Annotated in this window: 13 protein-coding genes and 1 pseudogene; 3 read left to right on the top strand and 11 right to left on the bottom strand. The window is 33.8% G+C overall.

What is annotated here, in order from left to right; all coding sequences use genetic code 11:
• Positions 1-176: 176 nt before the first annotated feature.
• From LQE94_RS05660 to LQE94_RS05635, 6 genes are all read right to left on the bottom strand, one after another.
• Positions 177-476, bottom strand: a complete 300-nt coding sequence (locus tag LQE94_RS05660; protein ID WP_240577185.1) for a type II toxin-antitoxin system RelE/ParE family toxin — start codon at positions 474-476, stop codon at positions 177-179.
• 1 nt (position 477) lies between these two features.
• Positions 478-726, bottom strand: coding sequence for a type II toxin-antitoxin system prevent-host-death family antitoxin (locus LQE94_RS05655; RefSeq protein WP_005333597.1), 249 nt, complete (start codon positions 724-726; stop codon positions 478-480).
• A gap of 127 nt (positions 727-853) precedes the next feature.
• Positions 854-1,909 carry a helix-turn-helix domain-containing protein gene (locus LQE94_RS05650; protein ID WP_240577184.1) on the bottom strand — a complete coding sequence of 352 codons (1,056 nt, stop codon included), beginning with the start codon at positions 1,907-1,909 and terminating at the stop codon, positions 854-856.
• Positions 1,910-2,071: 162 nt separating this feature from the next.
• Entirely contained in the window at positions 2,072-2,659 is a 588-nt protein-coding gene (locus LQE94_RS05645) for a helix-turn-helix transcriptional regulator (protein ID WP_118199748.1), read from the bottom strand.
• 199 nt (positions 2,660-2,858) lie between these two features.
• Positions 2,859-3,233, bottom strand: a complete 375-nt coding sequence (locus LQE94_RS05640; protein WP_240577183.1) for a TnpV protein — start codon at positions 3,231-3,233, stop codon at positions 2,859-2,861.
• Positions 3,234-3,237: 4 nt separating this feature from the next.
• Positions 3,238-3,924, bottom strand: coding sequence for a hypothetical protein (locus LQE94_RS05635; RefSeq protein WP_240577182.1), 687 nt, complete (start codon positions 3,922-3,924; stop codon positions 3,238-3,240).
• Between the two features lie 21 nt (positions 3,925-3,945).
• Between LQE94_RS05635 and LQE94_RS05630 the strand changes: the two are divergent.
• The 3 genes and pseudogenes from LQE94_RS05630 to LQE94_RS05620 all read left to right on the top strand — a co-directional run.
• Positions 3,946-4,269 (top strand): annotated as a pseudogene (locus tag LQE94_RS05630) (helix-turn-helix domain-containing protein); the annotation flags it as partial.
• 467 nt (positions 4,270-4,736) lie between these two features.
• Entirely contained in the window at positions 4,737-5,120 is a 384-nt protein-coding gene (locus LQE94_RS05625; RefSeq protein WP_240577181.1) for a plasmid mobilization protein, read from the top strand.
• On the top strand, positions 5,107-5,373 hold the full coding sequence (locus LQE94_RS05620) for a hypothetical protein (protein ID WP_240577180.1): 267 nt from the start codon (positions 5,107-5,109) through the stop codon (positions 5,371-5,373). The genes LQE94_RS05625 and LQE94_RS05620 overlap by 14 nt, the downstream gene beginning before the upstream one ends.
• 77 nt (positions 5,374-5,450) lie before the next feature.
• On the opposite strand, the gene LQE94_RS05615 is transcribed toward LQE94_RS05620, so the two are convergent.
• The 5 genes from LQE94_RS05615 to LQE94_RS05595 form a co-directional block, all read right to left on the bottom strand.
• The gene (locus LQE94_RS05615; RefSeq protein WP_240577179.1) at positions 5,451-8,342 is read right to left on the bottom strand and encodes a DEAD/DEAH box helicase; all 2,892 of its coding nucleotides are present in this window, start codon (positions 8,340-8,342) and stop codon (positions 5,451-5,453) included.
• 471 nt (positions 8,343-8,813) lie between these two features.
• Positions 8,814-10,196 carry an RNA-binding domain-containing protein gene (locus LQE94_RS05610; RefSeq protein WP_240577178.1) on the bottom strand — a complete coding sequence of 461 codons (1,383 nt, stop codon included), beginning with the start codon at positions 10,194-10,196 and terminating at the stop codon, positions 8,814-8,816.
• A gap of 20 nt (positions 10,197-10,216) precedes the next feature.
• Entirely contained in the window at positions 10,217-11,140 is a 924-nt protein-coding gene (locus LQE94_RS05605; protein ID WP_240577177.1) for a hypothetical protein, read from the bottom strand.
• A gap of 54 nt (positions 11,141-11,194) precedes the next feature.
• The gene (locus LQE94_RS05600) at positions 11,195-12,127 is read right to left on the bottom strand and encodes a Kiwa anti-phage protein KwaB-like domain-containing protein (RefSeq protein ID WP_240577176.1); all 933 of its coding nucleotides are present in this window, start codon (positions 12,125-12,127) and stop codon (positions 11,195-11,197) included.
• 16 nt (positions 12,128-12,143) lie between these two features.
• Entirely contained in the window at positions 12,144-12,767 is a 624-nt protein-coding gene (locus LQE94_RS05595; RefSeq protein WP_240577175.1) for a hypothetical protein, read from the bottom strand.
• Positions 12,768-12,799: the final 32 nt, after the last annotated feature.

Here is a 12,799-nt window from a genome sequence, read left to right as displayed (position 1 = left end):
CCTTAATCTAGGGTTTCGAGCAAAAAAGTGTTCTACTCAAACTCGCAAATAAAATCTTATCACTATACACTTTTGTATAGGGATTATGGTTCTATCTGGTTTTATATGTGTTCCACTGTCCAAAGTCCACAGACTGTACTGAACGGTGTTATCAATTTGTTATCACATCTCTGTTATCAATCAAAGATTCTCGTGATATCCTGATATCGGTTAACTACACGATAAATCTCTACATATTCGTTACTGACCTTGTAGATAATAACATAATCTTCCCATATCGCATATTTATAATCTGTCCGAAAGCTGACCCGTTTGGAGAGATCCGACCCCATTTCAGGAAACATCTGAAGGTTTTCAAATTTACCGTAAATTTCCTTTATGGTCTTTGCTGCATATTCTTCGTTATCTTCAGCAATATAATCCCGGATATCTTTCAAATCCTTTGCAACAATCGGATTGATCCGCAGTTTTAACATCTTATTCCCCCACAAGTGCTTTTAATTCATCCAAATCCAGCCAGCCTTCTCCGTCTTTCACTGCTTCTTCAGCTTCCTGCAGCTTCATCAGAAGCTTTTTCTCTGCCCGGTCACGCTCATAATCTTCAATATCCATGACAACGAAACGTCCTCTGCCATTCTTAGTCAGATATACCGGTTCTCCTTTATGACAGTTTTTCAGGACTTCATTATAATTTCTCAAATCAGATACTGGTAAAATATTTGCCATATTCTTTCAGCTCCTTCCTTTGATTTTAAATTGTTTCTGCTACTTCTATTATACACAAAAAGCTGTAAAATTCAACGTAGATTTTTACAGCTTTTATTTTATCATTTCTATATATTTTTATTGCAATCTATTTTAAATATTGAGAAAAAATCGCCTCCAATTCTTTATTTCCTTTCAAAAATTCATACTCTTCTTTATTTTCAATTTCTGTAGCTAATGCACGAACAAAATTATTTCCAACACCTGAAAAAGATTTTCCATGTACTGTATCCGCATATCTGTAATATAAAGGTGATTCCACCATCTTCCATGGCTTCTGTGACTCCATCAGCACTTCTTTTATCAACTGAATACATTTTTCTACATCCTTTCGATACACGGCAATCAATAGATATGGTACTACTTTACCGTAATCCCACAGACCAAATAACGATACCATATGTTCTGTGATTTCGGCAATCTCCTCTGCTTTACAATGATTTCCGGTTTCTTCTTCCATTTCTATCAACTTATACAGATAGTTTTGTATATTCGTAACTGTCTGCATCAGTTTTCCCCCTAAAAAGAACGCTGCAATATCTGTCCCTTCCTGGTGTGCTAGTACATTCGTTTTCATAATTGTGGCATCTATCACAGTATCTGGAATTTTATCCAAAAAAATATTTGCTTCTTTATATTTTTCCATTTGTATATATTTCGCTGCAAGCATAAAAATACTGGAAATCCTTACCTTTTCATTCGGACTTTCAGCAGTTCGTTCCAGCCATTCAACAATCACATTATTGCATTCCAACTTTTTCTCATCATCGACATCGGATAAAGTTAACGCCGCATTTAAAACAGTAGCAATTGAATAAATCAACGAATCACAATGAGGATATTCCTTTATTTTATTTTTTCCCATCTCAAAAGCTTTTATAAAGCTATCCAATGAAACTTCCGAAAGCTCATTCACAAATTGTCCAATCTCTTTTTCTGTCAATTCTTCACGAAATGAAAATAGTTCATTCATATCAATTTTTAATAATCGAGCAATTGCCGGAAGTAATGATATATCTGGATATGTGTTTCCTTTTTCCCATTTATTTACCGCAGGAGTAGAGACGTCCAAATAATCCGCCACCTGTTCTTGTGTTAATCCCACAGTTTTCCGATAGTTTCTTATCTTCTCACCAATTTGCATTGTTTCTACCTCCTGTTTATATTCTCATTATAGTATTTCTAATATGTGTTTACAATTGAGCCTTCGTTTAATTATGGCTTCGATTTCTTAACTACCAGTTAAAATCTGCGAGAAAAATGCTCTATTTTATAATTCTACAAATCAAAATATCCTTAAATTTAATTAATTCAAGAATAAGTGCATCAGTACTCCAATTAAGAAGCAAATCATCGCTGTAACACCCGCACTGATAATAACCTTTAATATATTTTGATAAGGACGTTTTCCCACTTCAACTGCCTTATGAAGTTCATCCAATTTTTTTCCCTCCGTAAATGCAACAATTTCCTTATAGGTTTGTATATCATTTTTCTTTTTTAGTTTTTCAACCTTTAACGCCCAGTACTGTGTAATAATAAATAAAATCCCAAACGGAATATACGCATACCTTCCGAGCCACATAAACAAAGGTACTGCCGATATAATCAACACGGCCAAATGAACTGTATAGATGGAACCATAATAATTAAACTTTTTAATTTCTTGCTCGCTAATAATTTCTTTCATTTTCTCTATATCTCCTTTAATTAATTGATCGAGAGATACATTAAACAATGAACTAAGAAGTAACAAGCTATGAATATCAGGATAACTCTTTTCGTTTTCCCAATTAGAAATTGTCTGTCTTGTTACATATACCTTTTCTGCCAATTCCTCCTGTGATAGATGAAGCTCTGTTCGGTATTTTTTTATCTGTATACTCAGCTCCATATAATTTCCTCCCTTCGCAAGTAATTTGTTCTCTTGATCTGAGCCAAGAATAATCATTTTTTCATTATCTGTCTATCAAAGATATTTTACTTAACGGAAAACACAATGTCAAAAGAGTTTTACACTACAAAACTCATACCTTTTCAGCAATTTTTATTTTCATCTTTGTAAAGAGCAGCCTTTCGACTACCCTTTCGACTCACATATATACCCTCTCTTTCAACACAATTTCTTCCGCACTAACTTTGATATTATTCATCAATCTAACCCACTTCATCTGATCCTGCCTCTTTAAGTTTTCGTTCACGCCCTGTTTTTCTGCCATCTGTTTCATTAACACTTCGACCTGCTCTGTTACTTCCTGGTCAATCAGATTCAGATGTGCTGTCAGCTTGCCAGATAATAACAAGTTTTGATACCGTATTGGTCTATACTCTTTCAAAAACTGTTTCCGTAACACTCCATATTTTCCATATGTCGGTTCTTCTTCATTCAATACCAGATTCGGCAAATAATAATCTCCACACAGAGTATAGCTTAATCCGTTCTTTTCATCATAAACGTGTTTTTCCATGATTTTATCTCTCCATTTCTCTATTTTTTGATTTATTTTTCTTACGCTGCTGATTCTCCATCTCACTCTTTTTTATTCCCCAGGCTAATCTTTCATGAATACTTCCCTTCGGCATTTGTTCCATCCGCTGCTTTTCTTCCAGAGCTTTCTCGTTACGAATATCCTGCTGTACTGCCGCATCTACCGTCTCTATTCCCAGAACTCGTACAACACGGTCATACCTATCAGAAACACCTTGCATTATATTCTTTTCTTCTGATAATTTATGATTTTCTTTACGCATATCATCCAACTCCTTCTGAATACCGTTATATTTTTGTTTCAGCTTTTGATATTTACTCTTCCAATTTTCCACCTCTTTTGTAAGTTCTTTAACCTGCGCAGCCATTGCCGCAACCTTATTTTTTATCTGAAGAAACAGCGGTTTGATTTTTTTGTCCCGGTAGGTTGCTGCCCGTTCCAACGTTCCTGCTTCCGGTAACAACATTTTAACTATTCCATATTCTTTTATTTCCTTACTCACATTATCCATAATCGGCTGTAACTGTTCCCTGCGTTCTTCCAAGCTTTTTAATTGTTTTTCTGCTGTTTCTGCACGCTTTTCTGCTGCTTTTTTATCTCTGACCGCCTGTTCTTTACTTTCCTTCAAAAGCTGTACGTCTTCTCTGGATTCTGCGATTTGTAAGGCCAATCCTTCGTTCTCTGCTGAGGTGCCCGCAGTCCAAAAGAAAACTATCTGAATGCACTGGTTGATATTTTTGATGTCTCTCCGCATGCACTGGCTGTCCCGGATATTGACAGCTATGTAGGACTTATGCATACCTTATTTACATTAGAAGACCTTTACGGACTTCATATTGGTGAGATTGACGGAGAACTCTGTCTCCGGCTGGACAAATCCAAGGGAACCACCTACCTTTCTATGTTTGATATGTTCCATGCATGGCAGGAACAAGCTGAAAAGCTGAAATCCGGAGAAATCACTCCGGAAGAATATGATCAGTGGCGGTATAATTATCCGAAAAACGACAAATAAAAAATCAACGAAAAAGGCCTTACCAAATTGATTTCACTCAATTCAGTAAGACCTTTTTGTTGGTTTCACACATATTACCTGATAACCACAAGATTCCGGATAAACAATGCCAAAATCTCTCGTGTTATCATTTTGTTATCAAATAGAACTTTATCTACTCGGAAACGCCCTGTTTATAAGGCTTTCCAGAAATTTTTAATTATTCAAACTCTTCCCAAAGGAAGTATCATCAAATCAAAAATGCTGATTTTATGCGGCATTCCACCGCATCTGTTTCATCTAATGTTACTCTTTTCATATCGTTTTCAAAAACTTTAGTAGCAAATTAGTTGCAATTATTCAATCATGCATCTACGAAATTCATGGCAGATATAATCTACTTTTACTACTAAAAACGAATAATCAAATTTGGCTTGTGGGTGCTTAACTGTGCCTGCTGCCACGCCAACTATGAAAGGAGCTTTTCTATGAGCAATAAACACAAACACCCAACTATAAGTTTTAGAATCAGCGATGCTGAACGCAAGCAAATCGAAGCCCGTATCCTTGCCAGCGGCATGATGAAGAAAGATTACTTTGTCCGTTCCTGCATCTATAACCGCATCTGCGTTGTAGGCAAGAAAGAAACCATATATCCGCTTGTGCAGACTGTTAATGCACTATATCTGCAATTACTTGAAATGCAAAAAGCATTTGCTGAATACTGTGAACATCAAACTTTAAACAATCTTCCCACAAGCGATGAAATCCAAGAACTACAGACCGGCTATAACAATATGCTTACAGCCATCATTGACCTGCTTTATGGTGCTAAGTATCTGTGGGAAGGAGAACACCATGAAACAAAATAATCCTTGTTACCTGTTTGGTATGTATGAACCTGATACAGATTCCGTTATTGTTAATGCCATCAATGATACATATACCGGCACGCCTCTTATTATCAGTTGTGAAAAATGTAATTCAGCTGTCTTGCTCGATACACCTGATGATATCGCGTATCTATACCATCTGGCACAGGAGAATCCTCTGCTGTATGCTGAATTAGCTTGTAAACCTAATGGATTACAGGAATATGTGGATGCTATGAATGAATTCAATTAACAACATAATTCTTATCTCACCAGTTGCAGACTTCTTTTGCGACTGGCGAGATATATCCTATCCCCGTTATCATTATTTTAAATGCTCCCCATTATTCTAAGTCGGTTAACTTTACCGGCTTTTTTAACATATGAATCTGTTGCTGCTAGTACTTCTTGAATTCTAGCTGGTATAGCTTTACTCTTCTTTATCCCCGGTTGCACTATGCAAATACATCCTCGTAATACTTTTCCAGATGTTTTTATCTCTTTTATCATGGTCTTAAAATTTCCACCTTTTTTCACTATACAATGCCCAGCATTATGACGACTCGTAAACTTTTCAAGTAACTTTCCTTTTGTCGTAAACCATGTTACAGACTTTATTGCTTGTCCAGATACTTCATATATATCACCAACACTATTGTTATAAGATGATGAACCCATTTTTTTGACATGATACAATTCGACAACCAACTCATTATCTGTCTCATAAATTGTGATATAATCCGCCATTTCACCTGAACCATGGTCGTATATAATATATTTAAATTTTTCATCTGCTTCTAGAATTTTATATAATGCATCCTGAATTGACACCCTCGTATCGCTGTCATTTTTTCTAAATTCCAATTTTAAATTTGTATCATAATGCTTCCAATCAACACCTTCTATTATATTACTGTCAAATAACTCGCTCTCAAAATCACCTTCAATTACATCAATGCCTGTTATCGTCATATCCTTTACAGTTTTATATATTAGTGGTTGTTCCGTGAGAAATTTGTCCATTGGTATTTCTTCTTTTCCTGAACATACAATAAATCTATTTCCCAAACTCCTATATCTGGCTTTTATATCACATTCCAAGTTCTCTGAAATTTCTCCGACCGAGACCTCAACTGACACTTTTGTCTTCTCACAATTTTTCACCACAACCATCGCATCCGTTAATCTGCAACACTCGTAATCCGACTCTTTTCTACGATACTTAATAACAGGATCACAACTATATGTTTCCGCAGTAAAATCTGCATAAAAGATATCTTCCGGATATTCTACAAGAGCTTTGGGCTGAGGTAAAAAATCAAAATTTGTATTTGTTTTTACTTTTATATCTTTATTTGCTATTTTCTTTCCCAACCTATCACACCACTGTATATAATCTTTTAAGTCTTTGTAAGCACTGCTCCAAACTTTCGAAGCACTACTATATCCAATTGTGATATCTCCTTCTGCATCATCTACTGCTTTACAAAATGCATGCCCCGCAGAATACATTCTACCAGAATCTTTATCAATTGCATCACTCACATCTGAACCTGCCATTATTCTATATGATTCTCCTGATTGCGATTGCTTACTCAGCATTCCTGAATTAAAAATCTCGAAGTTTTTGAGTTTTCCCAATACTTTATATATTTCTGATTTTGGTATCGGATCATAAGAATCACAAAATGATGATACCAATTCATCATACATTGCTTCTGAATGTTTCTGTGAATATATATGTACCATATGAGTTTGTGTTTGATAATGTATTATATATAAAATATATTCAAGATTGACCTTATCACCACTTCCCATCCAAAGTGGTGATACATATTCCAAGCCAATTCCTACTACCGTATTTTCTTTTTTATTTCTTAATATTCTTCCTGCCACGTTACATACCTCTGGAAATTCGGCATTTATATCAAAACTCATAGAACGATAGATTTTCACATGACAATTAGGTCTGATTGCATGAACAGGGACATTTTCAAGAATACGCTCATCTTCAACAACATATTCTTTATAATAATTTCTATTTTGCTGTTCACTTTTATTCTTTTCTTCACTCATTCCAATGATCATATCCTGCCATACAGCATCTTTAGAATAAAGTAAATTGTTTTCAATTTCTAATTCTTCATTATTTACCGCAATAAATTTTGCCTTTCCTATATTCTTTGCATTTGTCCGAGCAAATCTACCAATAAACTGTAATGTACTCGCAAGCGATTTATGAGGAACATGTATTGCTGCAATTTTAAGATTAGGAAAATCATACCCTTCTCCTAGCATATCTACACACACAATTCCATCCAGTTCTCCAGAATGCAACAATTTCAAAATATGCTTAACCTTGGAATTACTCATTGAACTATCCACTTTTAAAAGTTTCAATGAAGTATTATCCTTATATAGCTTCTCCAATTTTTCAGCACTTACTTTAGTATCCGTACGTACCATCAGATAATGTTCATAGCCAGCTTTTCTATCATTCAGCAATACCTCCTCAGCTCTTTTAGCAATGCACAAATCATTATCCATTCCACTTTCCACAGGAACATATTGTATTTCGCCAAAAATACCATCTTCGTATGCCTTTGAAAGTGGATAATCATATACTATTTCACCAGACAGCTCTTTTCGATCCAACCTAAATGGTGTTGCTGTAAACAGCACATGCGTTGCAACAGATAAATTCACCAATATCTGTTGCCATGTTTTAGCTGGGGTATGATGAGCCTCATCAACTTCCACCAAATCAATATTCTCTTTCGCCCAATCAGATTCACTTAGGCTGAGTGCACAACTAGGTGTAGCAACAATAACATCTGCTTGCTCCAAGTCTTTTTGATACTCCTTGGTATACAAATGCTCCAGCTCAAAAACGTTAGGTTTTTTTATTGAAGTATTAAATACATTAGCTACACACAATGTCCTAAGTTCAGAAAAATCCTCTGCAATTTGTCCACAAACCATTTTACTCCGCGTAACAACTAATACTCGTTGTTTTCGTATTAAATATGGTGTCAACATAAGCACAGCTGTTTTTCCTGATCCTGTCGGCATAATAACAATAGCCGCCTCCTTTTTATTGAGCGTAAAAAAGGATGATATTGCATGAATTGCACCTAATTGAGCATTTCGTAATCCTCTGCTCTTTTCCGAATCTATGGGATATTTTACTGCATTGTAATGATTCTTAAAATAATTCCCCATATAATTTCCTTCCCAAACTAATATTGTTTTCTCATATTAGTTCATTGTATCTTGAAAATACTATCGTTCACTAATTCATTTAATAATTGTCTTGTCCTTTGACCTTTTATGCCGCCTACATCCATAATGCCAAAATCTACTGATGCCTTTCTGTTAATTCCATTCTTTCCATATTTTTCGAATCTGCTGACTTTTCTGCTGATTCTGATGATTTTTTCTGCTGATTCCTTTTTTCCTCTTCATCACAAGCATCATCTAATCAGAATTTGTATCTTCAATCAATTCTGGCATTAGTCTCAACTCAGTCTCATAACCTCACCTTAAAAATGAGACTAAGTTGAGACTGATTTGAGACTAAGTTTTTCCAACACGCTAAAAGTCCCGATTTTATCACGTTTTTAGATTTTTCTTTAGTCTCATAAAGTGTCAAAATTTATGAGACTTTGTTGAGACTAACTTGAGACTGTCTCATTACAAGGCCCATGTTGAAGTCTTTTTATCGTAAACGGCACCTGTTACTTTCTTAATTTTCGCATAATCTCTAAACACTGTTGATCTTGATATATCCAATTCTGCCATTACCTGTTCAACTGACAAATGCAGGTTCTCGCAAATCATATTATAAATTTTCTGTTCTCTTTCAGATAATGTTTTCTGTTCTGTTGCTTCATCTGCAGCTATTCTGTCTAATGGTATATTAATTCTAAATACATCATCTTCAATCAGCTCTGGCTTACCGCCATCTGAATACATTGGCGTATACTTGTAAAGATTTCTTACTCCCGAGCCGATAGTATCTGTTCTACCAATATTAGCAAAAAATTGCTGAATTAAAGGATTCTTTGGATAAGGAGTAAACTCATCACTCATAATATTTCCATGGCGTCTAGGAATACACCAATTTTCTGTTCTCAGCCAATCCTTTTCGATAATCACCTTTGCCGGATATGCACTTGAATAATCTCTATGCACAAGTATATTACCAATAACCTCCCTTGAGATAATACCTCTAATACTCGTGCTAATATTGTTGATTAAGCAAAATTTATCTGATGTATGCTTTGCAACAAATTCCATTAAAAGATCATATGCCTCTATTAAATTAGTTGTTACCTGCAATCTATCATCATATCTGTCTAAATTCTCAACCCTATATAAGGCATCGGTAATATATCCAGGACAACAAGACCTTATCACATCATCTTTGCCAAACAATAACACACCTGCAAGATTATATCCTTGAATACCTGATGAAAAATCTTTTTCCCATAATCCGGCACTCTTCATAATTTCATCATCTGACATTTTCAACCAAGGATGATCCGGATTTTTGCTCCTTGCAAGATTTCTTACTTTACCCATCAAATCCATGCGTAGATCTTCCGTTGTAACATATGGGAATATCTTGTGCTCCGCATATGTGTTGCTTTTTCTGTTATACATATTTTGTAACTGAATAGGTGAATCTGTAATATCCATGTCCCCATCTTCATTTCTGTCATATATTCTATTAATACATTTTTCGACAGTTGATGTTGGTGGTACATACACCCATAATAATAATTTACCTTCATATTCAAATTCTTCTATGGAAAGATATAGTGTAGGTGACATTCTATCAGAATTGTTAAGCTGATTAACAAAGTTTTTTCTCATATCTTTACTCATATTTCTATTAATCCCGATTGGTGTTCCATCATCTTCTACGCCCACGATAATATAGCCACCATATCTATTAGAAAATGAGCACACTGTTTCATAAACATCTTCCTGTATTCCATGCTGACATGTCTTGTACTCAATTGTTATTTTCTCATCATTTGTGAGCAAATTTCTCATCAATTCGGTTGTCATTTAATCGCCTCCTGTATTTATTAATCAGCATAATATTCTGCCATAAATTGCATGCCATTTCCTTCATTATTCTGAATATACTGTAATAGTTTCTTATCAAACCTTTCATTCATATATTCAACAATTATTGGACATACCCAATATTGACTTCCCTCCTGTGGCTTCATCCCCATTTCTAAAGCATCAAGATAATCTGACGAATGAAATTTAATACTATCTATAACTGACAACAAACTCAAAAATATATCCGTAATATTTTGAAGTGTCTCTATAAGTTCTTTATCTTTATCTTCCTTTTTGTTCTGATATACATAATTATCCATTACAAATCTAATGCCATTCGCATGGACATAATTATTTAACTTTCTGTCCTCTCTCAACCACTTATCTACAAGAAAATTATCAAAAATATATTCGACCTTTTCATTATTACTTACCAAATATGATTTGTATTTTGATGTATCAAAAAATTGTTTTCTATCTTCTTTGTTTTCTGAGCTTTCCAATACATTATAAATCCATTTTTCCATAGCTAGTTCTGCGTCGGTTTTTCTTTTACCTGAAACCAATATAGACACATCTAACTCTATCATTTTCATCATAGATTCCGAGTTTATTGTAAATTTTTCTGCTTCTTCATCCGTTAAACCATGTTTGTTCTGTATAACATTCAATACAAATAAATACTGCATTAAATCATCTCTACACTTCCGTAATAAAGTATACGCATCCGAGTAGGCATCTCTATTACAACAAAAATCAATAGTCTCTAGGGTTTTACATATTGACATCATTGTCTCTCCAGATAACATATATGGTCCTTTTTTTCCATAAGATACATCTACAGACGAAAATGTTGAATCTGCTAAACAAAAGAATATATACCATATATTTTCAATATCTTGGGAATTAAACTTATAATTAGTGTCTTCTATATCATCCATACGTTCTCCTTGTTTTTAGTCAGCCTTATGTATTATAAATAAAAATATTTCTTTTCAATTCAATTCTAATTTTGTTACATTGCTTGCTTCAAGCAAATCTTTTGTCTCAGCATCTTTAAATACTTTAAAGCACAAATATCTCAACAACAATGAAACTTCTTCTTCATTCTTAAAAACAAACTTACCATTATCGCTTATTTCAATATTCAACATACTTGCAACTGCTTTTCTCTTTGTCTTATTTTTTATCCGATTGACGCGTTCACTTTTTAATGTAATAAAAGTTCTAGGTGCCTTATACGCCCTTGCCATTTGTTCAAACTCGTCTTTATTTTCAAATGCATCAAGTTCAAAAATCTTCTCAAGTGCTTTAGTTTTCACTTTTTGCATTGTCTTATCCATATTTAATAAATCTTCAAATTTATAGTTGAATGAATATATTACTTCATCAATCACTATACAGTCTGCATCCATACGTAACTTGCATACCTCATCTGTCATTTCAGCCAATTCATTATCCGCATCAAATGTAAATACAACATTCCGTTTATTTTTCAAATTAATTATAGGATTAGCCATTTTCAGAAACACCAATGATTTTCCATCATTGTTAGAGGGGGTTCCTTCTAGTACATATCCATTATATTTCCCTTCAATTTTTTCATCCGAAGCACATGCTATATCTTCAACAAAATAATCCCATTGCTCTTTAACAAGTACATTATTCGTTTCAATCCTATCGCAAGAAACCTTTGTGTTTTCACCTGTATAATCTTTAATCTCTGTAATTTTATCAAACTGATACTTTACAACCATATCAATTAATATTCTTGCATATTCTGGAAGGTATTCATTATTCTTGAACCTTATTTTATATGCAGTAAAGGGATTATTATTTCTTCTATCTATCTTAAAAAAATATAAGCTCCAGCTATATATGTTTTCTCTTGCGTTGCTCATAATTTCAATGAGTAAATCTTTATCCATTGTATGCCTCCCATCCCTATCTTAAATCAATATAAATATAATTATCAAAATCCCAACATTCTATATCATTCTCAATTTTAATAGTAAGATTATTTTTGCTAATTACTAAACACTCTTCATAAATATGTGGTCTATCCATTATATTAGTCTCTAAATCACATAAATACATGCGATACCCTTTTATTTCAAGCCATATATTAGTATATACATTACTATTTCTAATGCATAAAAAAGCAAGCATTCCAAAATAAATTATAAATAAAACCACGCTTTTGAACTCTGCAAAATCAAAAGCTATCATAGGTAAAATATACGCCAACAGGAATTCTGAAGATAATTTATTAGCCCTTAAAGCTTTTTTTATCTTAACCTTATGTGGAGTGTTATTTCTTTTTTTATCCCTCAAAAATCTATTTATAGAGATAATACTAGTCAGCATCAATATCCCAATTACTAACACAACAAATACACAAACCCAATTTTCTCTACATATATTAAAAACATTCATACATATAGAATCACAATGTCTCCAAGTTTTAATTCCACTTTCAGCTATATTCCAAATATCTGATACCATTATTGATAACCATAAGGGTATAAATGATGTAATAAACATATTCCATTTAAATTTTTTGTCCATATATGGCTCACTCCAATTCTAATAACTTCTCA

Origin of the sequence: Mediterraneibacter sp. NSJ-151, from assembly GCF_022487435.1 — a bacterium.
GTDB classification, from domain to species: domain Bacteria; phylum Bacillota; class Clostridia; order Lachnospirales; family Lachnospiraceae; genus Schaedlerella; species Schaedlerella hominis.
Note: the sequence above shows the minus strand (reverse complement) of the source record. Positions and strands in the feature narration are given on the sequence as shown.